The following is a 26,933-nucleotide window of genomic DNA, read 5'->3' on the forward strand; positions in this document are numbered from 1 at the left end:
ACGGGAGATGTGCATGGTGTGGAGATCGCCAAGTTCGCGGCCCAGGGTAAAGAAAAGTTAAATGCGACGTCCGGGTTGACTGAACAGCGCAGGATGTCTGGGCTGGTCTCACACCGTGGACACGCGCTGCACGAACCACAGCAGACCCATCGCCGCGACGCCCGCGGAGATCGTCCCGGTGGTCCAGACACCGGTCCTCGGTGCCTGGCGGCGGATCAGGATCAGCAACGGGAAGACCAGGCCGATGATGGCCAACTGCACTGCCTCGATACCGACGTTGAACACCAGCAGCGACCACAGGAGGGTCCACGACCACGCGTCGTGGATGCCCAGGGCACCCGCGAATCCCAGCCCGTGCACAAGACCGAAGCAGAACACGACACCCAGCCGGGTCCAGCCCGCGCGGTCCAGACCGAAGTGACCTTCCCCCGTTGCCGCGAGGTCGGCCGCCGCGTCACCACGCCGCCACACCCGCCACAGGTACCAGCCCGCGACCACCGCGATGGACAGGGCGATGACCGGCTCCACCACCGCCGGGGGCACGTCCACCACACCGAGGGCGGCGAGCAGGAACGTCACCGAGTGCGCCAGCGTGAAACTCGTGGCGGCGAGGACGACTTCACGGGGGCGCCGCGAACCGGCGATCAGCGCCAGCAGGAAGAGGATGTGGTCGATGCCGGTCAACAGGTGCTCCGCGCCCAGGCGGAAGAACTCCCAGAACCGCTCGTACCACGACTGCCCGATCGAGAACGAGGGATGCTCCCCGTCGAGCGCCGCGCTCCCCGAACGGCCGCCGACCTCGTAGGTCACGATCGTCTTGGCGTCACGGACGTAGCGCTCCCCGTCGGGGAACAGCGTGCTGCGTACGACGTGGTCGGCACTCTCCGCCGGGCAGGACCAGTCCAGCACCAGCCCCGCGTACGGCACGCCCTCATGACGGCCGATCGTGAAGTCACCCGTGCGTGTGGCACGGCAGGCCGTCCCTCCCGAGGTGACCGAGAACCGGTCCGTCACGTACTTCACGGCCGAGCGTGGGTGAGCGCGCAGGGCCGCGGCCTGCTCGGCGGCGTCTCCCGCGTCGAACGCGGCGGTGCCGGAACGGAACAGCGGGTCGTCGTGCTCGGAGTCGGCGGCGGACACGACGAAGAGGTCGTACTCGACGTCCACCGCCGTCCGCAGGCGGCCGCCGTCCCCTTCGGTGACATGGACGTACACGGTCGAGCTGAATCCGTGCGCGACGGCCGGGCCGCCCACGCACAGGAGGGTGATCACCGCTGCGGCAAGGGCGAGGAGGGCGCGGCGGAACAGTCGTGACATGGTGCTCCTTCAGGTTTCCCGTGCACCGTCCATGCCATCGGTGAACTCGCGCCGCCACGTCGGCGAACCCCACAAGAACAACCATGCGATCGGGGCTTCCGAGGCCGGAACCCTCGCCCCGGGATAGCAGGATGGGGGCGTTCCACCCACCACCACCCGAAGGACGATCACCTTGCGCCCCCCGCTCAGCGCCCTGGCCGCACTGGCCGCGGCCGCCGCGCTGGTCACCGGATGCGGTGCCGGCGACGACTGGTCAGGTCCGCACCCCAGGCCCACCGCCATAGGTGCCCTGGGTGCCGGATTCGTCGACCCCGCCCGACGGCCCCAGCCCGAGGCGACGACCACGCCACGGCCCGGCTCCTGGAACGGCGTGCACCCGCCGAAGGACTACCGGGTCGTGCTGCTCACTTCCGGTCACGACCGCCCCACCAGGACGCTCGTCACCGCGGTCGAGTCCTGGGCCGAGGCCGAACACGTCTCGCTGCGCACCATCACCGCCTCGGACCCCTCCGCTCTCGTCCCGAGTGTCACCAAGGCCCTCGACATGCGGCCGGACCTCGTCATCAGCGCGGGCAACGATCTGATCGACCCCCTCGCGATGGTCACCCCGAACCATCTCGCGCAGCAGTTCCTCGTCGTGGGCGCCGAGTTGGCCGAGCCCACCGGGAACGTGACGGCCGTCGACTGGTCCGGCGCGTCCTTCCGGGGCGAGGGCCTCGGCATGTCGTCGACCTACGACGCGCGTTCGTTCACGGACCGGCGCTGCGCGGCCGCCGTCAGGGCCGGTGTGGCGGCCGTGCTCCACGACCTGACGGGGATCGTGCTCTGGCTCGACCAGGTGTAGCGGCCCGGTCCTGAGCCTGCCCCGGCGGCGCCGGCTCCCGGCGGAGGGGGTACGGGGTGGCCCCACGACCAGGGCCCCCGTCGCCTGAACGGGGGCCCTTACGAGCGGTTCCCCACTCGGTCCTACGGTCGGTGCGGCCACTGCTCGCGTACGGCGGGGAAGGCCAGGTGCGCCGGTCCGGTGCCGGCCGCCGCCCCTCACGCCTCCACCCCTGTCGCGGTGGACGGGGTGCTCGCGCCACGCGTCATCGTCGGTGCAGGCTCGCCACCAGTGCCGCCCCGCGGCTCCGGATCTGGTGCGGGGCGGGGATGTCGGGGTCGGGCGTCGGGGGGTTGGGATCGGGCAGTTCCCGACCTGCCGGGTGCCGGCTCGACGACGGGTGCGCGAGCGCGGCGGGAATCATCCTTTCCTCCCGGTCCGACGCCGAGCCGCTCTCCAGGACATACGGCGTCGACGGCGGTTCGGCCTTGCGCGCCGTGCCGGTGATGATCCGTGCCGGTCGGCCGTTCCCCTTGACCCGGGCGATCGTACCGGCCATACGGCCGTTCCCGGCCGGGAGTGCGAGGGCGTCCTTGCGCTCCTGAATGTGCTGGAACCGGCGGAAGATTTCCGCCGCGTGCGAGAAGTCGGCCGTGGATCCCGAATCGAGGCGGCTTTTCGCCGCCAGAAGGTCGCCGTAGACGGCGCTGTAGGCACTGCACAGTTTGATGGCTTCGTCGGCGCGATCGCTCAGCCCGCTGGCGTGAGGGGCGACGATCACGAGTGCGGCGAAGCCCGACAGCGCGGAGACGACCACCTGGGCGCCGAACTGCGAGGATTCGGCGATCGCGGGCCAGACGAGCAGTCCCGCGGTGAGGCTGAGCCCGGCCGAGGCAAGGGTGTAGATCCGGACCTTCCGTACCAGCCTGGCGGCTTCCCTCGGCATGCGGCCGGCCCAGTAACCCGCGTCCTCGGCGCTTTCCTCGAGGAGCCGCAGCATCACTTCGTCAGCCGAGTTCTTCGGCTGTCTGAATACCTTGGACAGTAGTTTCATAGCACTCTCACGATTGATGGACAATGCATCGACAGTGATAGCACCAGATCCCGACCCGGGACTTCGACGCGCATATGGTCTGCTAAACAATCATCCTATGTGGCGATTCCGTGCCGCGAATGAGGTGTGGGCGAGGCCGGCGACGGCAGGCCGAGGAGTCGGGATGCCCGGGTCCGGGCGCAGCGACACGCGGAACGGCCGAAGAACACTTAGTATGGCGTAACAGGTTTTACCGGGCGCAGGGCTTCCCACGGATACAGGGCTCCACGCCAGGGACGCCCCTGGAACACCCACCACATGCCGGAGACTCCGGCCCGATTGCAGCGGGCCGGAGTCTCCATATGGTGCGGACGTTGCCCGTGAGGACTAGTCGCGACCGCCACCGCCGAAGTCGCCGCCGAAGCCGCCGCCGTCGCCACCGCGGTCGCCGCCGCCGTAGCCGCCACCGTGGTGGTCCTCGACGACACGGAAGCTGCCCACGACGCCGTCCCTGACCTTCACGCCACCGTGGACGCGGAAGGGCACGACACCGTTGCTGGTGCTCCACGGGCCGACCGTGGCAAGCGGCGAACCGTTGTCACAGGTGGCACCACGGAAGACCTCGACGGTCTTGTGGCTGTCGTTGCGCACGTTGAAGCTACGCGAACCAAGACCGCTGACCACGGTGATGCAACCCCAGGAGCGAGCGGAGTACGTACGCTCGTTGAAGTCGATGTGACCCTCGTAGTGGCGACGGCCACCGCGGTCGCCCCCACCTCCTCCTTCGTTACCCTTCGACTGGCCGCTGTCGCCACCCATGGGGGCAACCTGCTGAACGGCGGGAGCGGCCTCAGGAGCCGCGGAGGCCGAGGCGTAGGTGACGCCCGTGGCGACGAGGGCCGCAGCGGCCGCAACGGTGGCAGTCACCGCAATGTTGCGCGTGGTCATGTCGCTTTTCCCTATCTCTGAGACGTCGGCCGCACCGGCCGATCTGTGAGTGAACGTACCGATAATCCCTTTATCTGCAATATCGGACACGCGGGAGTTCGTCGACAGACACCCGAATGGACGCACGGGCGCACGGACCCCGGCCCGTCGACGCCCAGAACGCGCCTGATGAGCGCCCAACACCCCTTCCATCGTGGGTACTTGACGCTTCACGGGAGGGGTGGGCCGACGGGACCACGCAGTCGGCCGCCACGGCGGGACCCGTGCCGCGGGCCGGGCGGCGTACCGGCCGCCACGACCGGCCTTCACCCGACCGGGCTACCCAAGACCGCCGGTGCGGTGCGGCGCACCGCTCATGACGGCCGCCCGCCGAACCGCCAGTCATGCACCTCGACGGAGGCGTACCGGTCCACCGTCAGTACGGCGCGTGCCGCGTCCGGGTCCGTTGCCCGGACCAGCGCCGCCGTGCCCAGCCGGCCGGCGCCGTCGTCGGACAGCAGCGGCCCGTACGCGATCAGGTCCTCCCGGCCGGGCGGCACGGCGAGATCGACGGCCCGCCCCGTGCCGAGGCCGAGCACCAGGTACCTGTTACCACCGGTACGGCCACCGGGAAAGTCCCACATGGTGCGGCCCAGCGTGTTGCGCCACCGGCGCAGCAGCACGTCCCGGTACACACCGGCCTGGTAGCCGGGCTCGTCGAAGGCGAACGCACGGGCGGCGGCGGGGTCCGGCAGATCGACGATGTGCACACTGCCCGTGGGTGTGTCGTCGTCGGCGGCGACGAAGGTCGGGCCGCGGGCGATCATCTCCTTCGCGTAGCGGTCCATGTAGGACCAGTGCTCTTCCAGCAGCTCGTCACGCAACCCGAGGGAGCCGGGCCGGTCCTGGTGGTAGCAGAGGAACTCCATGCCCACGGACTCTCCCTGCTTCAGGGCCGCATCTCAACGGGATTCGGCGACGCCGACGGGAGGAGGTGCCCGGGGCGCACCTGTGCGGGCGTCGGACGACGAGGAACGCACAGGTGCGCCGGTGCGGCACAGGCGGGTGGGTCAGCCCAGTTTGCGGCACAGGAGGGCCGCGGGGCCCGGGTTGGCGCCCAGCCGGGTGGTGAAGGCGATCCCGGCGGCGTACTCGTCGTCGGCGCACTGGCCCTTGTAGTCGCCGTAGGCGAAGTCACCTCCGGCGGCGTCGGCGGGCCGGTTGTCGGACCGGTCGAACCACACCGTTCGCCCGGCGCCCCCCAACGGGACGCGGGCAGGGACGCACAGGTCCGCCGAGGTCCGGCCGCCGCGACGGCTGTAGCCGATGAGGAAGTTCCCCTCGGGGCACTGGAACTTGGTGTATCCGGAGGCCCAGTCGCCGCCGGCGGGAACGTAGCGCTCGTCGGTGACGACCGTCTGGGTGTTGCCCGCGGCGCGCAGGTCGCCGGTGGTGACGTCGGTGCACAGTCCGCGACCGCCGCTGTGGCCGAGCCCGGTCAGCCGCTGACCGTCCGGGCAGGCGGCCTTGTAGGCGCCCGGGTTCCAGTCGCCGCCGGCGCGCACCCGCAGCGACTGCACGTGGTCGCCGTGGTCGGTGGCGAGCATGTGCCAGCCGGGGACCGTGGCGACGGGTCCGGTGCGCGACGGGGACGTCATGAGCCGGTTCCACGCGGTGCCGCGCCAGTCGGCCTGGTCGAGGATGCCGTACCGGTTGCCCGCGGTGTCGTAGCGCAGCAGGGACCAGTCGTCGTGCCCCTCCCACCCGACGAGCGGCCAGTAGGCGAAGTCGGTGTCGTGGTCGGCGAAGTAGTCGGTGATGTTGCCGAACCACGTCCGGGCGGCGGCGCCGGTCTCACCCGCACCGATGCCGAACTCGCTGACCCAGACGGGCGCGGTGAAGTGCCGGCCCCCCTGCTCCGCGACGAAGAGGGCCTCGTCGTCGAGGGTCTGGTACAGCTGGTCGCGGGTGAGGTCCTGGTAGCGGGCGTCATGGGTCTCGCCGATCCCGGTGGCACCACTGTGGTGGGGGCCGGTGTATCCGTAGAAGTGGGCGGAGTACACCAGTTTGTGGGCGGCGACGAGGGTGTGCGAGAGCGTGCGCGCCGGGGCGAGGGTGGGGCGGTCGTGCGGCAGTCCGTCGACCGGCAGGCCGGTCCAGTTGATCCCCTCGATGACGATGAGCAGGTCGGGATCGGCCTCGGTCAGGATGCGGTCCGCGGCGAGTTGCGCCGCCGCGTACCAGTCATGGGCGTCGCCCTGGCCCCAGTTGGGGTCGTCCAGCACGTCACGGCGTACCTCGTTGTAGAGGTCGGCGCCCACCACACCGGGGTCCCCGGCGTAACGGCGGGCCATGAAGACCCAGTCGTCCGCCCAACTCTGCGTGGACTGGCCGCTGTTCCACCGTTCGTTGCCGTCGATACCGCAGCACCAACGGGAGGTGTTGGTGTGGTTGTTGAGGATGACCGCGAAGCCGTCCCCGGTGAGGGCGGCGACGACGGCGTCGTAGACCTGGAGCGGTGTCCTGCCGCGCAGTTGCGGGTTGGCCGTGACGGCGGCGTCCGGCACGGGCGTCGTCCCATGGATCATCTCGTTGGAGAACGGCAGCCGGATGCTGTTGATGCCGAGCCGGTGGAAGTCGCCGAGAAGCTGGGGCAGGGGGACACGGTCCAGGCCGAGCGGGATGCCGTAGGAGTTCTGGCCTGCGTGGTGGTCGGCCGGGTCGGCGGTGCTGCCGCTGCCGGTCCAGGAGCCCTGAGCGCCGTCCCAGTTGGCCGACTTGAGCCGGAAGCGGTTTCCCGCGGCGTCGACGATGTAGCGCCCGCGGGTGGACAGCGGCGGTTGCCATGTGGCGGCCGCGTGGGCGACGGCGGGGACCGCCGGTTCGCCCGCCGGTTCCGCGGTGGCGGCGACGGCCCCGGGCGCGGTGGCCAGCAGCAGGAGGGCCGCGGCGGTCAATGTCAGGTACTTGCCAAGTCTGCGGGTTGTCACGGGGCCTCCGCGAGTGGGGGTCGGTGCACGGACGGTGGGGTGTGCGCGCCGGATGTCACCTCGGAGGTACGGGGTCCGGCGACGCCCTCCTGGATCGAGGCGACGGCCCGAACGCCGGTCGCGGCGAGGGGACTTGACCTTCCCGCTGATCGCGGGCGCGGGGCCGAGCCTAGCGGGAACGGCGCACCCGGGTCTGCCGGTTGTTCATGTGACGGAGAGCCGCACACCCCTTGCCTGGTTAGGCATGCACACGCCATCATTACCCGCGGGTATCTACTCGCATAGATACCCGCTTCTCCCCATTTCTCCCGCTTCACCTGCTTCGCCAGTACCACCAGCTCCGCTGACAGCGACCATCCGTCCCCCGCTACCTGGAGGATCGCCCCAGTGAGACCCCGTCAATCCCGTCGGCGCGGCACCGTCGCCGCCCTCGTGGGATCCCTGCTCGTCCTGTCCGCCGGCCAGACCGCCGGCGCCCTGCAGGCGACCGCGGCCGCCCCCGCTCCCACCACCGCGGCCTCGGTCGACGCGACACAGGACCAGGCCGCCCGCGCGATCGCCCGCTCCCTCGCCGACTCCGCCTGGCGCGCCCGCGTCCAGCACGCCGCCCTCACCTCCGACGAGGTACCCGTCACCACCCTCGCGGGGCGGGCGGGCGGTGGCCTGAAGGCCACGCTGGCCGCGGCCGACCGCCGGATCGCCACCGCCAAGGGCCTGGACACGAAGGTCGGCCCGCTGCTCCGGCTGCGCCTAGGGTCCGACAGCATGCGCGGCGCCCTGACCTCCGGCACGGCGCCGTGGGTCGCCCCGGCCACCTCCGACGACGCCACCACCACCGTCGTCGCCTACGACAGCCACGGCCGGGCGCACACCCTCGACGCCCGCCACACCCCTTCCCACCCCGTGTACGTCGTCGACATCGACGGCTCCAAGGCACTGGCCGCCGGCCTCGGCGTCCTCGACGAGCAGTTCCGTCGGTACGGCCTCAACTCCGCCACCCCGACCGCGGCATCGCGGGCGGACGGGACCAAGCGGGCGCGGGCGGCCGGCGCGGGCTTCTGGACCAGCCGCATCACCGCGGTGGAGCTCTCGGACGACGAGGAACCCTGGGTGAAGGGCGACGCCGAGATCTACACGCTCGTCACCGGCTTCGGACAGGACGGCCAGGTGCGGGTCGACCCCGTGGACATGCCGTACCTCGACAACGACGGCACCGTCTACCGGCCCAACCAGATCCTCGTCAACTGGTCCAACTACAAGTACGACCTGGCCGACGCCGTGATGATGGAGGAGGACGGCAGCACCAACTACCGCGACCTCGCCAAGGCCATCGCCACCGCCTTGCTGACCATCACGGACCAGGGCACCTACGTCCCCCTGGTGAACGCGGTGCTGGACGCCATTCCGAACGACTGGTGGACCGACGACCCCGACTACGTCGACTCCTGGTACACCCTCGCCCAGAGTGACAACGGCACCCGCTACGGCGCGCGCGGCAACGGCTGGATGACCGTGGAGCCGTACTTCGTGCAGCAGTTCTGACCCGGCACGAACCACACGAACCAAAGGAGCCGTGCCCGGGGACCCCCCGGGCACGGCTCGGCCGCGATACGCCGTCCCTCACCGCGCGGTGACCGGCCGGCGGACCGCGGCCAGGATCAACGACCCTTCTTCTTCAGGAAGATGGGGTTGGTCAGGGCGGCCATCGGACCGAACATGAGCGCGGCGCCCATGGTGTTGCCCTGGCCGGGCGTGCCGTCCGCCATGGGGTGGCGGACCTCGGCGCGGACGTACGCGGCGAGCGATGTGGTCGTCCGCCAGACGACGGTGCCCTCGCCGGAGGCGCCCACCGACTCCTGGTGCATCTGACCCTCGTCGGTGATGAAACGGACCGTGCCGTTGGGCACGCCCTTCACGTCGAGACGGACGTCCACGGGCGCGTCGGCGGATGCCTTGAGGGTCTCGCCGATGCCGGCCTGCCTGGCGTCACCCGAGACGGTGAAGGTCAGCTGGACGGCGGAGGTCTCCGCGATGTAGCTGCGGCCGGCGCGGATGCCGTCCATGATCGCGTCGGTGGCCAGGTCGTCGGCGAGGACGACGTTGTGCGGCATGCCGATGACCTGCGGCTCGCTGTGCGCGTCGCTGTTGCCCATCGCGGGGACCCAGCGTCCACCGCTGCGGACCGCCTCACCGATCTTCTGGTCCCAGGTGCTGATGGCGTGCTCGTCGTCGTACGTCCACGGGCCGGTCCACACCTCGGTGGCGTCCGTGTCCTCGAAGCCGAACTTCCACTGGCTCGCGACGTACGCGCAGTACATGTGCGCGGGCACCACGATGCCGCCGCTGCGGCGCACCTGGCGGGCGAAGCGCGGGAACGCGTCGTCGCGGTTGCGGTAGCGCCAGTCGATCCACTCGCCGGGCTCCAGACCGAGCGCCAGCCAGTGGCCGTTGCGGGTGGTGACCTCCTCACCGGTGATGATGAGCAGCTCGGAGTCGGCGTACTGGCCCCAGACACCGTGCGAGGACGAGGTGTTGTGGTCGGTGGAGACCATGAAGTCGAGCCCCGCGGCGCGCGCGCCGGTGGCCACCTCGGCGGGCTGGCGCTTTCCGTCGGAGTGCACGGTGTGCAGGTGGCAGTCGCCCCGGTACCAGGCGCGGCCACGGCCCTTGGCACGCCGCGGCGGGAAGTTCCTGACGGCGGCCGGGCCGGGCTCGCCGTAGGTCAGGGTCACCTGCACCCGGTAGTTCAGGCCCTGGGGCGCGACCTGGTACGGGCCGAGGACGATGTGCCAGGTGCCGCGGCCGACGGGGCCGGGCAGATAGCCAGGGGTGGCCTCGCTGTTGCTGATCTCGAACGAGGTGCGGAAGCCGCCGGACCAACCGCGGAAGCCACGGCCGCCCAGCTCGATGCCGCGCTCGTCGAAGACGCCGATGTCGCAGGAGTTGCCGGGCGTGCCGGACGGAACGGCCGGCTTGTCGTAGGAGTACGACACGGCGATCTTCTGCACGCCGCGCGGAACCTCGACCGGGAGGTACACGAAGTCGGCGACACCGGTGGGCAGCAGCCCGGTGATGACACGGGTCTCCTCACCGGTCTTCGGCGGCGCGCCCGCGGTCGTGCCGTCGGCCGCCTGCGCGAACGAGACCGGGGCGAGGGTGATGGCCGCGGCGCCCGCGACACCAGCGGCCAGCAGCCGGCGACGGCCCAGCGAGCCGTTCGCCTCGCCGTCACCTCCCGCCTCGGGCTCGAAGATGTCCGCGTGGCTTTCGCAGTGTCCGTCAAGGCACATGTATGTGTCCTCAGCAATGTCTTCGTGGTGGGTACATGGGATGTCCTGGACTCTCATACGCCTCGGTGAACGACACATGAGTCCCGTATGGCCCGGTCGGCAACTGCCCGTGGCGTACTGCTCCGCGTTGCCGCAGGTCAGGACCAATGGCGGGACCAGTACCCGGGGACGGGTACGACGGACGTCCGACGTATCCGGCGCGTCGCCCCGTCACGGACCGGGCCGCCGCCCGGTCCGTGAACACGGTCGCGGCACCCGCCCCGCGCGTCGTCGACCGGCGCGTGGACGGGTGCCGCGGTCCTCACCCTCGGACTCGTGCCATGTGCCGGCTCACCCCGCGGGCTGCACAGCGGGCGGGGCCGCGTCGGGGGACGTCCCCCACGCGGACGGTTCGGCGCCGACCGTGAAGGAGAGCGACCGCAGGTGCCGGAGCGACTCGGTCGTCAGATACGTACGGCCGTAGGAGGAGCCGTCCACCCGCGCCGACCGGATGTAGCGGTCGCGGTCCGAACTGCCCGGCGCGCTCACGGTCAGCGTGCCGCGCGGGTAGTAGCGCCGGTCGAGCGTCAGGTCGACCCGCTCGAAGACCGGTGTCGACAGGCCCCAGGTGTCGTAACCGGGCTGCACCGGGAAGATCCCGATGGACGAGAGCACGTTCCACGCGGACATCGTGCCGAGGTCGTCGTTGCCGGTCATGCCGGTCGGCGCGTCCGTGAACAGCGTCAGCGCGGCGTGCACCACGTCGGTCGTCTTCCAGGGCTGTCCGGTCGACAGATACGTGTACGGGGCGATGAGGTCGGGCTCGTTCTGCGGGTTGTACTTGTCCGCGTTGTAGTAGTCGTACGGGCCGTTGACCCACACCTCGCGGGCCGTCTTCGCCGGGTCCTTCACCAACTGGTCGTACGCGAAGAACGAGTCGAGGCGGTCGTTGGCCGCCCGCGTGCCGCCGATCAGGTCGACCATGCCGGGCAGGTCCTGCGGCACGAGCCACTGGTACTGCCAGGCCGTACCTTCGTGGAAGCCCTCGCTCAGGGCCGGGTCCGCCGGTCCGGTGAAGGCGCCGGAGGCGTCCCGCGCGCGGAAGAAACCGGTCGAGGCGTCGAAGATCTTCCGGTAGTTCCGGGACCGTGCGGCATAGCGTGCCGCGTCCGCGTCATGGCCCAGATCCCGTGCCATCGCGCCGAGCATGGCGTCGGACAGCGCGTACTCCAGGGTCGCGGAGGCTCCGTGGTCGTAGTCCGAGTCACCGGGCTTCGCGTGCGGTCGGTCCTTGACGTAGGGCGCGAAGCCGTTCGCGAGGTACTCCTTGTTGGCCTCGCGGCCCACCGCGGGCGAGTCGGCGGGCGGCACCCCGTCGGCGTTCCTCTTCAGGGCGCGGTAGGCCCGCTCCTCGTATCCGCCGGCCCCCTTGAGCAGTCCCTGCTGGTAGGCGTTGGTCAGGAACGGGGTGACCGGGTCACCGGTCATGATGTTCGTCTCGACCGTTCCGTAACCCCACTTGGGCAGCCAGCCGCTGTCCTCGTCGATCTTGATGACGGAGATCGCCATGTCCCGGGCCTCACGCGGCGCGAGCAGGGAGAGCAGTTGGGACTGGGTGCGATAGGTGTCCCACAGGGACCAGTTCTGGTAGTAGGTGAAGCCCTGTGCGCGGTGGATCCGCTGGTCCCAGCCGGTGTAGCGGCCGTCGGCGTCGCTGCCGATGTTGGGTGCGAGGAAGGACCGGTAGAGCGACGAGTAGAACGTGCGGCGCAGAGTGTCACCGCCGCCCAGCGCCCGTACGGTACCCAGCCGGGCTTCCCACGCGCGGTGCGCCGCACGCCGGACGGAGTCGAACGAACGGCCCCCCTCGGAGCGGAGGTTGAGGGCGGCGCCGCGCGCGTCCACGTACGAGAGCGCGGTGGTCGCCTCGACCGTCCGGTCCTTGGTCGTGTCGAAGCGGACGAAGGCGCCGCCCCGTCCCGTGCTCACGGACTCCTTGGAACCCTCGGTGACGCTGTCGCCGTTCCAGGTGCCCGAGGTGGTGAACGGACGGTCGAAACGGGTGACCGTGTAGACGGTGTAGGGCTTGGTGTCCTGGCAGAAGCCGCTGCCGGTGATGGCGGTGCGCACCGTGCGGCTGTCGAGGATCTCGACCTTGGTGGAGATCGTCCTGTGCAGTGACTGCCCGGCGTTGAGCAGGACGTTGGCCTTGTCCGTGGCCGGGAAGGTGTAGCGCTGCACACCGGTGCGGGCGGTCGCGGTGAGTTCGGCCTCGATGCCGGTCTTCAGACCGACCCGGTAGGAGCCGGGGGTGGCCCGCTCGCTGTCATGACTGAACTCCGCTTCGTACTTGGCGTAGTCCGTCTCGGTGACGTCACCCGTGGTCGGCAGCACGGGCAGGTCGCCTCCGAGGCCGCAGCCGACGCCCGAGAGGTGGACGAGGGAGAAGCCCCGGATGTGGTTCTGCGAGAAGTCGTAGCCGGTGTTGTGGCCGGTGTCCGGCGAGAACTGCACCATGCCGAAGGGCACGGCGGCACCGGGGTAGGTGTTGCCCTCGTTCTCCGTTCCGATGAACGGATTGACCAGATCGGTGAGCGGGGAGCTCGGCGGGGCGGCCGCGCGGGCCGCCGGAACCGCCAGGGAGCTGCCGAGGAGCATGGCGGTCGCCACCGCCATCCCCGCGCCGCGCAGCCGTTGAGTCCATCTCATGGGCGGGAACGCCTCCTCAAAGCCTGGACAACGTTGTCAAAGCATGGAGCGCGATCATTCTTCGTCGTGTACACGTAATCGTCAAGTGCGCCGGACCGGTGGGCAGTTCATGTGTCGCGACGCCAACCGGGTCATCCCCGTGTGCCGTTGCCCGCCGGGTCCGCCGCCCACGCGCCGCGCCGACCGGTCACGGCGTCGGAGTGTTCAGCCCGTTGTCTCCAGCCAGTTCTCCGAAATCGCCAGAGCCACCGCCATGATGCTCAGCTGCGGATTGACCTCGGGGCAGCCGGGCAGGACCGAGCCGTCCACGACGAGGATCCCCTGGGCGCCGCGGAGCCGGCCCTCGGGGTCGACGGGGGCGCGCTGCGGGTCGCCGCCCGCGGCGGCCGTGCCGGTCGGGTGGAACGCCGAGAGATGCAGATTCCGCGCGGACACCCGGGTGAGCAGTTCGTCGAGTTCGGCCAGCGAGCGGGCGCGCGGGGCGGAGGGGACGCCGGTGAGGACCTCCTCGGCGCCGGCGGCGAAGAGTACCCGGCCCATGGCGCGCACGGCCGTCATCAGTCGCGCCCCGTCGCGGGGGTCCAGGTCGTAGCGGACGAGGGTACGGTCCCGGCCCCGGACCCACCCGGAGGGGCGGTCCGCGATCATGCTGCCGAGGGTCGCGAGGCGCTCCGCGTCCTCCAGTTCACGCCGCAACTCGCGTCCGAGACCGGGGAGGACGAAACTTCCCATGCCGGGCGGGCTCGCGGTCGCCTCGATGAGGATGCCCTGGTCGTGCAGTTCCTCGATTCCGGCGCTCTGCAGGACGCCCCGCCAGGCGGTGACCGGCTCGGCGAAGCGTCCCGCGACGCTGGTGGCCGGGTGCACGCTGAGGTTGCGGCCGAGCCGCGGGTGTCCGGCGAGTCCGGAGCGGCGCAGCAGCGGCGGGGTCCCCAGCGCGCCGGCCGCGGTCACGACGAGCGGGCTGAGGATCTCCAGTTCGCTGCCGTCCGGCCGCCGCGCCCGTACGCCGGCCGCGCGCGGGATTCCCGGCCCGTCGGCGTCGAGGAGGATACGCCGGACCCGCGCACCGGTGACGATGCGGGCTCCGGCGGCGCACGCGGCGGGCAGGACGGACAGCTGCACGCTCTGCTTGGCGCCGGTGGGGCAACCGACCACGCATTGGCACGAGCCCTTGCAGCCGGGGGCGTTGCGCCGCAGCGCACCGGCCCGCCAGCCGAGCCGTTCGGCGCCGGCGAGCGCCAGCAGGCCGTTGTTCCCCAGTACGTCGAGGGGTTGGGTGGCCACGCGGAGGGTGCGCTCGACCTCGTCGAGACGGGTTTTGAGGCCCTCCGCGAGACCGAATCCGTACACACGGCGCCACCGGGCCAGCACATGCTCCGGGGTCCGGTAGCAGGTACCGGAGTTGACCACGGTGGTGCCGCCCACCGCGCGGCCGACCGGCAGCAGGAGGGGTGGGTTGCCCAGCGCCGCGGTGGCACCGCCGTCCCGGTACAGCTCGGTGAAACGGTCGAGCGGCGCCCGGCGTCCGAAGGATGCCGTCGAGTGGTGCTCGCCCTCCTCCAGGACGACGACGCTCATCCCGGCGCGCGCGAAGGTCCGCGCGGCCACGGCGCCGCCCGCTCCGGACCCGATGACCACCACGTCGGCGGTCGAGCGCGCGGGCCAGGCGTGCGCCGGAGTGCAGTCGAGGGGAGGATCCTGCGGAGCAGACACGGGAACCGGCACGGCCGGCCCGCGTTCGGTGCCCGCGGCCAGCAGGACCGGCACCTTGAGGACGTCCAGCAGGGGCACGAGACGCGGGTGTGCGCCGAGCGACCGCAGCACGCCCTCGCGTTCGTCGGGGCCGAGTACGGCCAGCCGCCTGCCGGTGCGCAGCAGGGCGTACGTCTCCACGGCCGCGACGGCGGTGTGCACCCCGGCCCTGGCCGGGCGGGGCAGCGCGGCGAGCACCGTGTCGAGGCGGCGCGGCACGCGGGCGGGCCAGTCCTGCTCGCCGTCGTCGGCGAGCAGCGCGGCGATGAGTCCCTCGGCGGTCATCGCTCGCCCGCCTCGGCGTGCGCGGTGCCGTCCAGCACCCAGGACTGCTCGGGGCGCCAGCGGCCCCACCAGCGTTCCAGTACGACACGGGCGTCGGCGGACTCGCTGTTGCGGCACACCGCGCGGGCACCGTCCGGGTCGCGGTACTCCAGGGTGAGGGTCCGCTCGGCGGGCTGTTCGACCTCGACCCGGATGCGGCGCAGCGCTGTCCGGCCGGTCACCGTCCATCGCGGCAGCCCGAATCCGGCGCGGAACCGTCCGAGGCCCAGCCAGCCGATGGCGGACCGCTCCGCCCGTCGTGGCCAGGTCCGGTCTCCCCGGCGCAGGCGCAGGAAGACGAGCGGGGGAAGCCGTCGCAGACCGGGCCTGGTGGACACGGCCGCGACGATCTCCAGGACGTCGCCGCCGCCCAGATCCGCGTGCAGCCACGTCCACCGGTGCGCGTTGCCGTGCCCGTAGATGCGGGCGGAGGCGCCGGGTGCGCCGCGCAGGGTCAAGGTGTCCTGCCCGTACGAGAACACGCCGTCGTAGGTGGCCCGCGCGGCCGGCAGCATCTGGGCGGCGGGGAGCAGCGGCCGGCGCCAGGACCAGCGCGGAAAGGTGAACAGGCTCGCCCCCTGCGGGCGTTCGGTGATCTTCCACTGGAAGTCGTCGGCGCTGCCCGCCAGTTGTCCGGGAGCGGCGGTGACGGAGCCTCCCTCGAATCCGTCCGTCGGCCGGGTCCAGGGGACGGGCCCGAAGCGGGCGTGCCGCACCTCTCCCTCGCGGGGGAACGCCGCGACCCATCCGTGGGCGAACGCCTCCGAGCCGTCGGCGGGCGCGGTCACCTCGTGGTGCAGCCATACGCCGGTGCCGCTCGCCGGGTCGGTCAGCGTGGTGTACCAGACCTCGGTGCGGCCCGGTGTGCCGTTCCAGCGCGGTGCGAAGTGCTCGGCGTGGTCCTCGCGGCGGGGGAAGCGGAAGCTGAGGAGGAACGGCGCCAGCCCGGTCGCGAGGGGGAACCGCAGGACGCCTTCGCCGACCCGCGTACCGTCCTCGTACAGCGTGACCGGCAGGACGGTCATCGACGCGACCGGGCAGCGTGCCGTGACGGACTTCCAGCCGTCCAGTACGAGGGTGCGGCCGTCGGCGGTGAAGGTGAGCCGGTAGCGGATCCGCCGCCGGGCCAGCGGTGAGATCTCCAACTCGCCGTCCTCGCAGGGCGCGTCGGCGAGACCGGTGATCCGGACCCGGCCGGTCAGGCGGGCCCGCGTCGTACGGTGCGGGCGCAGCACCTCCTCGGTCTCGGCGCGCAGGTCGAGACGTATGCGGCGCTCCCGAGGGTCCGTGTCGAGCCGCACCGTGCCGAGCATCGTCTCGGTGAACACGGTGCCCCTCATGCGAGGTTGTCCAGCATGATGCGCTCGGTGGCCGCGAGGTAGGCGTCGGCTGCCGCGTGTGCCCCGGGAGCATCCGTGGCCAGCACCGCCTCCACTACGGGGGACAGCCGTTCATGGGCCGCCGCGGGGTCGGTGAAGGGGGCCCTGAGCAGGGAACGGACGGGCAGGTAGGCGTTGAACAGCGTGTTCGTCAGCAGGACGTAGACGCGGTTTCCGGTCGCCCTGGCGAGGGCTCGGTGCACTTCGAGGTCGGCGAGCTGCACCGCGTCGGCGCCCTCCGCCTCTCGTACGGCTTCCAGAAGCGTGCGAAGCTCCGCCCGCTGGGCCCGAGTGGCGCGCGTCGCGGCCCGCTCGGCGATCAACGCGCCGATGCTGCGCCGCACTTCGAAGATCTCGCGGACCCATTTCGCGTCGTGCCGGACGAGCATGGGCAGCAGATCCGCTCCGCCCAGCCGCGCGTAGTCGCGCACCCGGGTCCCGACACCGTGCCGGGTTTCGAGCAGGCCGGCCTGGACGAGCCGCCCGAAGGCGTGCTTGAGCGTGGTGCGGGTGACTCCGTAACCGTCGGCGAGCTGGCGCTCCGGTGGCAGGTAACTCCCGGCCGGGTGACGGCCGTCGAGTATGTCGGTGCGCAGTCGCCCCTCCAGGACGTCCACGATGGTCTCGCGGGGCAGCGCCTCCACGGTTCCTCCTCCGGTGAGTGCCCGATTCGTTCAGTGGCTGAGCCACTGAACCAGTGGAGTGCGCTGCGGGTCAACCCCCATCGTGGCACGGTGCCGTTGACCTGCGTGCCTCGGAACGCCGCTTCATGTGCACTCCGTGGCCGCGGAGTTGGCGGGCCGACCGGCCCGTGGAGGGCGTGACGGGGGCGCGGTCCCCGTGCGGCGAGGGCGGTGCGCCACGAGGCCGGCGCGTGTCCCCGCCCGTATCCAGGGCGACGGCCTCCCACCGGCCGGGACCGGCCCCGCCGACCCGGCCCCGCCCGGACCGTCGCCCCCGGCCCCGGACCGTCGCCCCCGGCCCCGGACCGTCGCCGCCGACCCCGGACAGGCCCGGCCGACGGCGGCACGCCGTACGTCACCGGTGTCCGCCACCTCCGGTCGCAGGGCTCCGTCCTGGACAGGTCGACGGCGCCGGAGCCGGTCACCCGCCGGACGCACCCTCCGGCGCCCCTCGCCGCAGGACACTCCGGCGGCCTAACCCGGCTGGTCGGTGACCGTCGAAGCGAACAGGCTGACCTGGGGGAACCTACGATCACGTTGGGAATCCGCACACATGACAGCCTCGCAACGACGGCCGATATCCCGCAGGACCCGCGTCTGCGTCCTGGTCGCCCTCCTGGCCACCGCCGGCGCTGCGCTGAGCGCCTGCGGCGGCGATCGCGCCTCCGACAAGAGCACGACGCTGACGGCCGCCGTGGGCGACCAGATGAAGGCCAAGTACGTCGCCTGCGGCACACCGCCGGTGACGCTCGAGAAGACCGACCAGGACTTCCTCGACGGGCTGGCGGCAGCCGGCGGCCCTCCACTGTACGAGATGTCGTACAACGCCGCCCGCGAAGTGCTGAACAAGCTGCAGGCGGGGCCGGTGGACATGCTGCCCGCGCGCATCAGCGAGCGGACCGTGCCCGGCGGCCCGACCGGCCCGGTCTCCGTTCACGTCGTCCGTCCCGACGGGGTCAAGGGCGACCTGCCCGGCATCGTCTACATCCATGGCGGCGGATGGGTCCTGGGCAACTTCACGACCCACGAACGCCTGGTCCGGCAGCTGGCCGACGGTGCCCACGCCGCTGTCGTCTTCGTCGACTACACCCCCTCCCCCGAGGCCCAGTTCCCGGTACCGGTCGAGCAGGCCTACGCCGTCGCCAAGTGGCTGGCCGGTCACGGCCGGGAGATCGGCGTGGACAGCAGCCGCCTGGCGGTCGCCGGCGACTCGGTGGGCGGAGACATGACCGCGGCTGTCACCCTGATGGCCAAGCAGCGCGGCGGCCCGCACTTCCGGCAGCAGGTCATGCTCTACCCCGTCACGGACGCCGACTTCGGCACGGCCTCCTACAACCGTTTCGCCGAGAACTGCTGGCTCACCCGGCCGGCCATGAAGTGGTTCTGGGACGCCTACGCGCCGCGCGCGGCCGATCGCGGCAACCCGTTGGCCTCCCCGCTGCGGGCCACCGTCGACCAGCTGCGCGGACTGCCGCCCGCCCTGATGATCACCGATTCCGATGTGCTGCTCGACGCGGCCGACGCCTACGCCGCCAAGCTGCGCTCGGCCGGTGTGCCGGTCACCTCGTCCCACCACGGCGGCGTCACCCACGACTTCATGATGCTCAACGCGCTGGCGGGCACCGAGGCCGCCAAGGAGGCCGTCGCCCAGGCCGGCGCGACGCTGCACGACGCGCTGTACGCGCCTGCCGGCACCGGCACCGGCACCGGCAAGTAGCCGAACCCCCGTCGTCCCCGTGGTCCCGCGGACGTGGCCGGCGCGCCCTCCGGCTCCCCGGCGGGTGCGCCACCGGCGTCGAAGGCGCCCCGGGTGCGGGGCTCCGCACCGCGAGCGTTCCGCGACCGGGGGCGACCCGTGCGTCCTTACAGCGGCGGGTCGCGATCGGACGCCTCGTCGTATCCGTGTATTTGTCTTAGTGATGGAAGGCGGAGCCGAGGAGCGCGCCGGGCACGGGGGCGGCGAGTGTGCCCGGTCCGAAGCTCACCGACCCGGTCGCGGTGACCCCTGAGGCGTTGGTGGCGAAGACCCACACCGCGCCGGAACCGGTGTTCTCCCGCGGCGCCGAGACGACGACGTACCGGCCGACGACGGCGGTGCGGCTGCCGAACCGGTCACCGTTCTCGACGCTACCGGGCACACCGGCCGTGTTCTGGCTGAAGACCTGGGCGCCGGTCCCGGTGAGACCCGACGCGCTTCCCTTGAGGACGGCGAAGGTGCCTCCGTCGGTCCGGCCGGCGAGGTCCTCGCCGGGGATCCCCGCGACGACGTCCGCGTACCCGTCGCCGGTGACGTCGCCGACCGAGACACCGGTGCCGAAACCGTCGCCGCTCTCCCCCGTCCCAGGGACACCGGCGGTGTTCTGGCCGATCAGCGTGGCCCGCGACGCGAGCCCGCTCGGCGTGCCCCGCACCACACCCACGAGACCGCCGCCCGCCGCCGTGCTGCGGCCGAAGACGACGTCCTGGCGACCGTCGCCGTTGACGTCGCCGAGGGCGATGCTGTCCGCGGACACGGTGTCGGGGGAGGCGATGACCGGCCCCGCCACCAGGCCGTTCCTGGTGCCCCGGAGGAGTTGCAGATGCGGCGGCGGGACCTTGCCCCCGGCGACCGGGTCCCGCGGACCGCTGCTGACGACCAGGTCCGTCCTGCCGTCGCCGTCCACATCGCCCGCCGCCATCCCGTAGAGCCGGGCGTCCAGGTCCACGAGCGGCCCGGTGCGAGCCGCTTCGCCCGTGCGGCCGAAGGGCCCGTAGCGCATGCGGTCGGTCGTCGCCAGATCGAGATGCCCGTCCCCGTCGAAGTCACCGGCCCTGGTCTCCGACCGGCCCTCGCCGATGACGGAGGCGTCGATGAGCCCGCCCACGCTTCCCCACAGGACCGTGTGCCGCCCGGCGTCCCGCACGCCGCCGATGTCCTCGCCCGGGGCTCCGACGACGAGGTCGGTGAAGCCGTCGCCGTCCAGGTCGGCCGCCGTGAGGTCGCTGCCGAAGTGGTCACCCGTCTCCGCCGTACCGGGTATCCCGTAGCGGTCCTGGCTGATCACCTGGCGTTTGACGCCCCTGGGGCCGTCGGCCATGCCGTAGACGACGGTGAAGTATCCGGCTCCGGACCTGCCGTTCACGGTGCCGCCCGGAGCGGCGATCGCGAAGTCGGTGTATCCGTCACCGTCGAAGTCGGCCCGCACGGAGCCCGCGGCACCGGCCGCGGGAGCGCCGGAGAAGGCCGCTTCGCCGTAGGACACCGCGGGACTCGCGCCCGTCACGGCGACGACGACGGCCGCGGCCGCGGTGGCGGCGGACCGGTGGAATCTTCGAGAGGACAAGGTGAACCCCTTGGGCTGGAGGGTGGGCCGTGCTTCGCGCACACTCGGCAACCACCTTGACCCGCAAGGGGCGCGAAGGGTTGTACGGGGTGTACGCCGTCACTTCACCCCGGGTTCACCTGACGGGGCCGTGATGCCGGAGTCGGATCAGGCCGGTCGGGCCTGTGCGGTCGATGAGGCGTCCCGAGCCCGCGCAGGGTCCTTGGGTGACGGGCCGGACGATCGCGCCGGTGCCTCCGGTGGCGGTCCGGGGGGCCGCCGCCGTTGAGATCGGTCGCCGTGCGGCCGGGATCGGCGGCGTTGTCGACGAGGACGTCGATCACGCCTTCGTGCGCGGCGACGTCGGCCGCCGCGGCGGCCACGGACGCGTCGTCGGTGACGTCGATCCGACGAATCCCGTGCCCAGCGCGGTGGCGGCGGCCCGTTCCGGATCGCGGGCTCCCCTGATCACGTTGCGGCCCCCGTCGCCGGCACGGCCGACGGGGGCGGGCCCGTGTCGGTCCCGCCCCACCGTCGCCCGCGCCGGTGGCGTCCGCGCGCTGTTCGAGCGCCCCTTCGTCAGCCCACCGAGAGGCGCAGCCTGATGGTGCGGGATTCGGGGCGCAGCGCGAACTCCGGCCACACGTCCGGTCCACAGGCGCGTGAGCCCAGTCCGTGCTGGGCCGCGTCGACGATCAGGTGACTCGTGGTCGAATCCGGCAGCTCGAAGGGGTGTGCGGCTCGGGCGATCTGCTGCGGGGTGTGGCGGCTGAGCGTGAACCCGGGGCGGCGTCCTCGGGTGTCCGGCACGGTCGCGAGACGCAGCACCTCGGTGCCGGCACTCGTCAGGGTCAGCTGTCGCACCTGGGAGCGGTGCCCGGTCTCCTGGGGGCGCGCGTAGTCGACGGACAGGTCGCGGAGGGCGGAGGAGAAACGCCCGGTGCGTACCGCCCGCAGGCTGTCGGGGTAGGACTCCAGTGGTCCGAGGCCGAACCACTCGGCGCCGTCGACGGGCGCCGTGCCGTCGGGCAGGTCGAAGCGGATCCCGATCCGCGGCCACACCGTCCGCCAACCGCGCGAGGGCTCGATCTCCACCCGCAGTTCGAGTTCGTCGCCCTCGACCGACCAGACGGTCTCCACCGTCACCGACGATCCGGAGTTCGCGGCGGAGACCTTGGAGATCGTGCGCAGGGCTTCGGCGGTGCGCTCCACGGACACCTGCCGTACGGTCAGCCGGTCGAGGCCGTCGGCACGCCACAGTGCGGCCTGGGAGACCCCGGGCACGGCGGCGTCGCTCTCCTCGACCTCCTCGGACGCGGCTTCGTCGTTGTCGGTCGGGGCGCGGAACAGTTCGAGGCGCGGGCCCGCCACGGGCCGGCCGGCGAGCCGTACGAGGGACCCCTCGACGAATTCGGCGATGCCGAGGGTCAGCGTTCCGTCGCTGTGCCGCCAGTCGGTACGGGGTCGGACACCGGGCGCGGGGCGACGCGCCGAACGGTCGAGCTGGGCGGTGGCGATCACATGCCCGGCGCCCGCCCAGGCGGTGTCGGCCGCCAGGACGGCGTCGACGGTGAGCCATGTCTCCGCGTCGTGCGCCACCGTGACCGGGGGAAGCTTCACCCGCCCCGACCCGCCCGCCGCGACGACGGGAACCTCCATGTCCCCGGAGTCGACGAGTGTCCCGTCGTGCTCGACCCGCCAGACGAAGCGCAGGTCGGAGGTGTCGGCCGAGTGCCGCAGGTTGGTGACCGCGACCTCGCCGGCCTCGGCGTCGAAGATGAAGCGGACCGGCTGCACCACCGCCTTGTACTCATGGAGACTTGGCGTCGCGACATCGTCGCTCAGGAGCATTCCGTCCATCACGAAGTTGCCGTCGTGCACGGTCTCTCCGAAGTCGCCGCCGTACGCGTAGTAGGGCGTGCCGTCGGGGGTGGTCGTCAGGATGCCGTGGTCGCGCCATTCCCAGACGAAGCCGCCGTGCAGCCGGGGATGCTCGTGCACCAGCGCCTCGTACTGGTCGAGCGCTCCCGGCCCGTTGCCCATCGCGTGGGCGTACTCGCACAGCAGGAACGGCTTGGTGCGCTGCCGGGCGCTCTGTGCGGGAGTGCAGTTCATCAGCGGCGACCGTGAGTCGTCGCTTCCGATGCGCTCGGTCTCCGGCACCGACGCGTACATCCGCGAGTAGAGGTCGGTGTACTCGCCGGTGTGGTCGCCCTCGTAGTGCACGGGCCGCCCGGTGTCGCGGGCGTGGACCCACGCCGCCATCGCGGCCAGGTTGCCGCCGGTGCCCGCTTCGTTGCCGAGGGACCAGATCACGACGCTGGGGTGGTTCTTGTCCCGTTCGAGGGTGCGCCGCATGCGGTCGAGGTACGCGTCGCGCCACGCCGGGTCGTCGCTCGGGTTGCCGGCCCAGTCGACCTTGTCGAAGCCGTGCGTCTCCAGATCGCATTCGAGGACGACCCAGAAGCCGAGTTCGTCGGCGAGGTCGAGCAGTCGGGGATGCGGGGGGTAGTGGCTGGTGCGGATCGCGTTCACGTTGAACCGCTTCATGCGGGCCAGGTCCTCGCGGGCGTGCTCCTCGTCGAAGACACGGCCGCGCTCGGGGTGGGTCTCGTGGCGGTTCATCCCGTGGAACACGACGCGCCGGCCGTTGACGAGGAACCGGTCGCCGCGGATCTCGACCGTACGGAACCCGACCCGCAGGGCGATGCTCTCCGCGGCGCTCGACACGGTGGCGTCGTACAGGCGCGGCTGCTCGGCCGACCAGGGTTCCACCGCGCCGACGTCGAACGGGACCACGTCGGCCGGCGTGGCCCAGACCTGCTCGATGCCGAGTTCGGGGAGGCGGACGGTGACCGGGAACGCGGCCGCGCCGGCGGTGATCTCCGCCTCGATCCGGCCCCGCCCGCGCTCGTACCCGGCCCGCAGCCAGACGTCCTCGATGCCTCCGGCCGGCCGTGCGATCAAGGTGACGTCGCGGAAGATGCCCGGCAGCCACCACTGGTCCTGGTCCTCGAGATAGCTGGCCGCGGACCACTGGTGCACGCGCACGGCGACGACGTTGTCGCCCGGACGCACGGCCGACGTCACGTCGAATTCGTGGGCGAGCCTGCTGCCGCTCGCGCCGCCTATCTCCTCGCCGTTGACCCACAGCCTGAAGAGCGACTCCACACCGTCGAACCGCAGGACGACGCGCTCGGCCCCCGACCAGTCGGCGGGCATGTCGAAGTGGCGGCGGTAGTCGCCCGTGGGGTTCTCGTCCGGGACGTGCGGCGGGTCGATCGGGAACGGGTACTGCACGTTCGTGTAGATCGGCCGGCCGTAGGCTCCGTCGCCCTGGAGCACCCAGTGGGACGGCACCGGGATGGCGTCCCAGTCGCCGTCGTCGAAGCCTTCGGCCGCGAAGTCCGCCGCCACCGGCACCGTCGGTGACAGCCGGAACCGCCAGTCCCCGTTCAGCGAGCGAGTGGGGGCGTCGGAATGCAGCCACGAGCGCGCCGCACGCAGCGCGCCACGCCCCGGGGCGGTGTCCGAGATGTATGCGGAGTTCTGGGAGGGCACGAGGTCACAACTCTTTCTTGCTGAACTGGACTGGGGGTCCGAACGCCGGCGGCGTCCGCCGGCTCCGCTGATCGGGGCTTGGTCGCCCTCTTCGCACGCGGTCGTGGGCTACCGGACCACGACTGTTCGGATCTCCCAGGGGCCGAGGGCGAGTTCGAGTCCGTCCGCGGCCGGTGTCGTGGACAGCGGGCGGCCGAGCAGGTCGACCGTGGTGGCTTCGGTGAACGCGCCCGTCACACGGACGGCCGATCCCGTGTCGCTCATGGCCACCAACCGCATCTCGGTGCCGGGTCCGCGGTCGTCGTCGCCGACGCGGCGGACGCTCGACACGAGGACGTCCCTGCCGTCGACACGCACGCCGGTCGCGGCGGCCGGAAGCCGGTCCTCGGCGGGTGCGGTCCCGCGGGTGACGAGCACGTCGTTGCGGAACTCCTCGGCGAGGGCGACCGCGTTCGCGCCCTGCCACCCGGTCGCCGAGGGTACGACGGCGAATCGGTTCTCGACGCGCACGCCGAGGTCCTGTGCGCCCGGTGCGGGAATCTCGCTCGCCGCGGGCTCGTCCCGCAGGGGATGGATGTTGACGCTGATCGAGCCGATCGCGCGCAGCAGCGTGACGGCGAGTTCCGAGCCGTCGCCGACGAGTTCGTACTCGGTGGCGTGGTCGAGCAGGACGTTGGCGGCGCCGGCCGACACGAACGCGCTCGCGGGGAAGGTCGGGATCGGGTACTCGCCCCAGCCTCCCTCGGCGGTGAGCCCGCGCTCGGTGACGGCGAACTGTCCGGCGGACGCGGACCCGGCCGCCGGCTCGGGCAGCGGCACGTGGAAGCGCAGCCGGTGGTCGGCGGACTGGTTCAGGAACGACGTCGAGACGCGCACGAACGGTTCGCCCGCGCGCACCTCCACGAGGGTCTCCACCGGGGTCGGCACGGTGCGGGTGTCGCGTACGTCGCGCTCGCGGGAGAGCGCGGCGGGCCACTCGTAGACGCGGGTGACGCGGATCCTGGAGCGCAGCGGGCCGTCCTCCAGGAGTTCGGTGGCGACCTCCGTCGGCTCCGACACCAGTACGTCCTGTGCCGGAGGGGCGTAGTTGTAGCTGTCGCCCCGGTCACCGCCGTCGACGAGACGGCCCACCGCGCGAAGTACCGTGCCGTCGGCCCCGGTCACGTCCAGGGTGCCGTCGGCGGCGACCGTGACCTCGACCAGTCCGTTCGACAGGGTGCGGTCGGTCGCCGTCGCGGGGGCGGACGCCGTCGGGTGCGCGGCGGCGCTGTCGCTCGGCGCGACCCGGAAGCTCGTGAGCCCGGACGCGGGGACGTCCACGGGTACCAGCGCGGTCGCGCGGGCCTCCTCCAGGGTCAGCACCCGCCACTCCCCCGGGTGCGCGGCGGCCGCGGCGGCGACCTCGCGGCGCAGGATCAGCAGGTCGAACGGTCCGCTGCTCGGCACTTCGGCGAGGTGGAAGACCAAGGACCCCGGGGTGAGTTCGTAGTGGTCGATCAGACGGCCGAAGAGCTCGCGGCGGTGGATGCGGCGCAGTACGCGTTCGAGCTGCGAGGCGTCCATGCGCTCGTCGGCGAGCACGGTCGGGGCCTGGGAGACGAGCTGCACGGCGTGGGCCGAGCCGTCGTCGGCGGTCGCGACGAGGACGGTTCCCTCGGGCGGGGCCACGACGTCCACCTCGGCCAGGGCCGTACGGGGGAAGGGCAGCGGGTTGGCGACCAGGTAGCCGTCGCTCGGCACCCGCGCGGCGGGCTCGGCGAGGGCGGCGTCGCGGACGGCGCGGGCGGTCTGCGCTGCCTCGGCGAGCCGCGCCTCGACCTGGTCGGAGGTCTCGTCGGTGCCGGAGCCGACGACCGAGTCGTGCGCGGACGACTCGATGATCTTGTGCCAGGCGAGCGAGAGGAAGGGCGAGTCGTCCCGCTGGGACCACAGGGCGTTCATCCGCTCGGCGTGGTCGACGGTGCGCTCGGCGACGGCCATCCGCTGCTTGAGCGCGAGCCGCACGGAGAGCACGCCCGGGAGGATGTTGCCGCGTACATGGCTGCGCAGTTCACCGGTGACGACGGCGGACACCTCGTCGCGTACGTGCTCGCGGATGTACTCGTCGAGCGTCGCGATGGTGATGGCGCGCTCCTCGCTCGACGCGCGCCGCAGCCAGGCCGCGAGCTGCGGGTCGGGTGCGTTGTGGTCGGTGCCGGCCATCGCGAGCAGCGGGTCGCCGCCCCACCGCCCGGCCGTCATCTCCGCGTACTCGCCCAGCGCGCGCCCGATCTGGTCGGGTACCAGCAGGACGTCGAGGCCGTTGTCGTAACCGTCGAAGAGGAACTCGGTGCGTACCTCGGAGCCGTCGGGGGCGCGCCAGCGGAAGGCGTGGCCGTCGACGGAGCCCGGCACACCGCGCCACAGTGCCGCGTGCTCGATCCCGGCGCGCGCCAGGATCTGCGGCATCTGCGCGACGTGGCCGAACATGTCGGGCAGATAGCCGATGGGCATCGAGCCGCCGAGGTCCGCCGCGGCCTCCCAGCCCATCCGCAGGTTGCGCACGATGGTCTCGCCGGAGCAGAGGAACTCGTCGAGCAGGATGAGCCAGGGCCCGATGGCGAGTTGACCGCCGGCGACCAGGGCCACGACGCGGTCGCGGTTCTCCGGGCGCATCTCCAGGTAGTCCTCGATCGCGGCCATCTGCCCGTCGACGGTGAACCGGAAGTCAGGGTTCGCCTCGGCTGTCTCCAGCACGGTGTCGAGGGCGGTGACGAGGCGGTGCCGGAACACCTGGAAAGGCTCGTACCATTCCCGGTCCCAGTGGAAATGGGGCACGAAAACGGCAGAGTCGGCGGAGTTCTGCATAGCGCGAGCGACCT

16 protein-coding genes are annotated in these 26,933 nt (G+C 71.9%); 3 read left to right on the forward strand and 13 right to left on the reverse strand.

The genetic code is table 11. The annotated features are described in order from the left end of the window. Positions 1 to 108 precede the first annotated feature (108 nt). On the reverse strand, positions 109 to 1,317 hold the full coding sequence (locus tag ACFVTC_RS20070; RefSeq protein ID WP_390128728.1) for a HupE/UreJ family protein: 1,209 nt from the start codon (positions 1,315 to 1,317) through the stop codon (positions 109 to 111). Between the two features lie 172 nt (positions 1,318 to 1,489). Between ACFVTC_RS20070 and ACFVTC_RS20075 the strand changes: the two genes are divergently transcribed. Next, positions 1,490 to 2,161, forward strand: coding sequence for a hypothetical protein (locus ACFVTC_RS20075; protein WP_390128730.1), 672 nt, complete (start codon positions 1,490 to 1,492; stop codon positions 2,159 to 2,161). Positions 2,162 to 2,405: 244 nt separating this feature from the next. Here ACFVTC_RS20075 and ACFVTC_RS20080 read toward each other — a convergent pair whose 3' ends face one another. From ACFVTC_RS20080 to ACFVTC_RS20095, 4 genes are all read right to left on the reverse strand, one after another. Then, positions 2,406 to 3,194 carry a hypothetical protein gene (locus ACFVTC_RS20080; protein ID WP_390128731.1) on the reverse strand — a complete coding sequence of 263 codons (789 nt, stop codon included), beginning with the start codon at positions 3,192 to 3,194 and terminating at the stop codon, positions 2,406 to 2,408. Positions 3,195 to 3,560: 366 nt separating this feature from the next. Next, on the reverse strand, positions 3,561 to 4,121 hold the full coding sequence (locus tag ACFVTC_RS20085; protein WP_390128732.1) for a hypothetical protein: 561 nt from the start codon (positions 4,119 to 4,121) through the stop codon (positions 3,561 to 3,563). A gap of 353 nt (positions 4,122 to 4,474) precedes the next feature. Beyond that, positions 4,475 to 5,029 (reverse strand): YciI family protein, encoded by a 555-nt coding sequence (locus tag ACFVTC_RS20090; RefSeq protein ID WP_390128885.1) that lies wholly within the window; start codon positions 5,027 to 5,029, stop codon positions 4,475 to 4,477. Positions 5,030 to 5,170: 141 nt separating this feature from the next. Then, positions 5,171 to 7,090, reverse strand: a complete 1,920-nt coding sequence (locus ACFVTC_RS20095; RefSeq protein ID WP_390128734.1) for a glycoside hydrolase family 5 protein — start codon at positions 7,088 to 7,090, stop codon at positions 5,171 to 5,173. Between the two features lie 387 nt (positions 7,091 to 7,477). Between ACFVTC_RS20095 and ACFVTC_RS20100 the strand changes: the two genes are divergently transcribed. Next, positions 7,478 to 8,632 (forward strand): DUF3103 family protein, encoded by a 1,155-nt coding sequence (locus ACFVTC_RS20100; RefSeq protein WP_390128736.1) that lies wholly within the window; start codon positions 7,478 to 7,480, stop codon positions 8,630 to 8,632. Between the two features lie 116 nt (positions 8,633 to 8,748). Here ACFVTC_RS20100 and ACFVTC_RS20105 read toward each other — a convergent pair whose 3' ends face one another. The 5 genes from ACFVTC_RS20105 to ACFVTC_RS20125 form a co-directional block, all read right to left on the reverse strand. After that, the gene (locus tag ACFVTC_RS20105) at positions 8,749 to 10,380 is read right to left on the reverse strand and encodes a CehA/McbA family metallohydrolase (protein WP_390128738.1); all 1,632 of its coding nucleotides are present in this window, start codon (positions 10,378 to 10,380) and stop codon (positions 8,749 to 8,751) included. A gap of 330 nt (positions 10,381 to 10,710) precedes the next feature. Continuing rightward, positions 10,711 to 13,068 (reverse strand): GH92 family glycosyl hydrolase, encoded by a 2,358-nt coding sequence (locus ACFVTC_RS20110; protein ID WP_390128741.1) that lies wholly within the window; start codon positions 13,066 to 13,068, stop codon positions 10,711 to 10,713. 204 nt (positions 13,069 to 13,272) lie between these two features. Then, complete coding sequence (locus ACFVTC_RS20115) at positions 13,273 to 15,108, reverse strand: GMC family oxidoreductase N-terminal domain-containing protein (RefSeq protein ID WP_390128743.1); 1,836 nt, start codon at positions 15,106 to 15,108, stop codon at positions 13,273 to 13,275. Then, entirely contained in the window at positions 15,105 to 16,487 is a 1,383-nt protein-coding gene (locus tag ACFVTC_RS20120; RefSeq protein WP_390128745.1) for a hypothetical protein, read from the reverse strand. The genes ACFVTC_RS20115 and ACFVTC_RS20120 overlap by 4 nt, the downstream gene beginning before the upstream one ends. Beyond that, positions 16,484 to 17,170, reverse strand: coding sequence for a FadR/GntR family transcriptional regulator (locus ACFVTC_RS20125; RefSeq protein WP_390128746.1), 687 nt, complete (start codon positions 17,168 to 17,170; stop codon positions 16,484 to 16,486). Before ACFVTC_RS20125 ends, ACFVTC_RS20120 begins: the two co-directional genes overlap by 4 nt. 592 nt (positions 17,171 to 17,762) lie before the next feature. Between ACFVTC_RS20125 and ACFVTC_RS20130 the strand changes: the two genes are divergently transcribed. Beyond that, entirely contained in the window at positions 17,763 to 18,926 is a 1,164-nt protein-coding gene (locus tag ACFVTC_RS20130; protein WP_390128747.1) for an alpha/beta hydrolase, read from the forward strand. A gap of 196 nt (positions 18,927 to 19,122) precedes the next feature. On the opposite strand, the gene ACFVTC_RS20135 is transcribed toward ACFVTC_RS20130, so the two are convergent. The 3 genes from ACFVTC_RS20135 to ACFVTC_RS20145 all read right to left on the reverse strand — a co-directional run bounded on the left by ACFVTC_RS20135 (position 19,123) and on the right by ACFVTC_RS20145 (position 26,919). Continuing rightward, positions 19,123 to 20,532, reverse strand: a complete 1,410-nt coding sequence (locus ACFVTC_RS20135) for an FG-GAP-like repeat-containing protein (protein WP_390128749.1) — start codon at positions 20,530 to 20,532, stop codon at positions 19,123 to 19,125. Positions 20,533 to 21,090: 558 nt separating this feature from the next. Next, a complete protein-coding gene (locus ACFVTC_RS20140; protein ID WP_390128751.1) occupies positions 21,091 to 24,072 on the reverse strand; it encodes a glycoside hydrolase family 2 TIM barrel-domain containing protein in 2,982 nt (993 codons plus the stop codon). A gap of 108 nt (positions 24,073 to 24,180) precedes the next feature. Next, positions 24,181 to 26,919 (reverse strand): alpha-mannosidase, encoded by a 2,739-nt coding sequence (locus ACFVTC_RS20145; protein ID WP_390128753.1) that lies wholly within the window; start codon positions 26,917 to 26,919, stop codon positions 24,181 to 24,183. Positions 26,920 to 26,933 lie beyond the last annotated feature (14 nt).

It is taken from the genome of Streptomyces sp. NPDC057950 (genome assembly GCF_042887295.1).
Taxonomy (GTDB): Bacteria; Actinomycetota; Actinomycetes; order Streptomycetales; family Streptomycetaceae; genus Streptomyces; species Streptomyces kaempferi.

Bases quoted from the DNA above. Each gene is read 5' to 3' on its own strand.
- ACFVTC_RS20070 (WP_390128728.1), bottom strand. From the start codon at position 1,317: ATGTCACGACTGTTCCGCCGCGCCCTCCTCGCCCTTGCCGCAGCGGTG.
- ACFVTC_RS20080 (WP_390128731.1), bottom strand. From the start codon at position 3,194: ATGAAACTACTGTCCAAGGTATTCAGACAGCCGAAGAACTCGGCTGAC.
- ACFVTC_RS20085 (WP_390128732.1), bottom strand. From the start codon at position 4,121: ATGACCACGCGCAACATTGCGGTGACTGCCACCGTTGCGGCCGCTGCG.
- ACFVTC_RS20090 (WP_390128885.1), bottom strand. From the start codon at position 5,029: ATGGAGTTCCTCTGCTACCACCAGGACCGGCCCGGCTCCCTCGGGTTG.
- ACFVTC_RS20105 (WP_390128738.1), bottom strand. From the start codon at position 10,380: ATGTGCCTTGACGGACACTGCGAAAGCCACGCGGACATCTTCGAGCCC.
- ACFVTC_RS20110 (WP_390128741.1), bottom strand. From the start codon at position 13,068: ATGAGATGGACTCAACGGCTGCGCGGCGCGGGGATGGCGGTGGCGACC.
- ACFVTC_RS20115 (WP_390128743.1), bottom strand. From the start codon at position 15,108: ATGACCGCCGAGGGACTCATCGCCGCGCTGCTCGCCGACGACGGCGAG.
- ACFVTC_RS20120 (WP_390128745.1), bottom strand. From the start codon at position 16,487: ATGAGGGGCACCGTGTTCACCGAGACGATGCTCGGCACGGTGCGGCTC.
- ACFVTC_RS20130 (WP_390128747.1), top strand. From the start codon at position 17,763: ATGACAGCCTCGCAACGACGGCCGATATCCCGCAGGACCCGCGTCTGC.
- ACFVTC_RS20145 (WP_390128753.1), bottom strand. From the start codon at position 26,919: ATGCAGAACTCCGCCGACTCTGCCGTTTTCGTGCCCCATTTCCACTGG.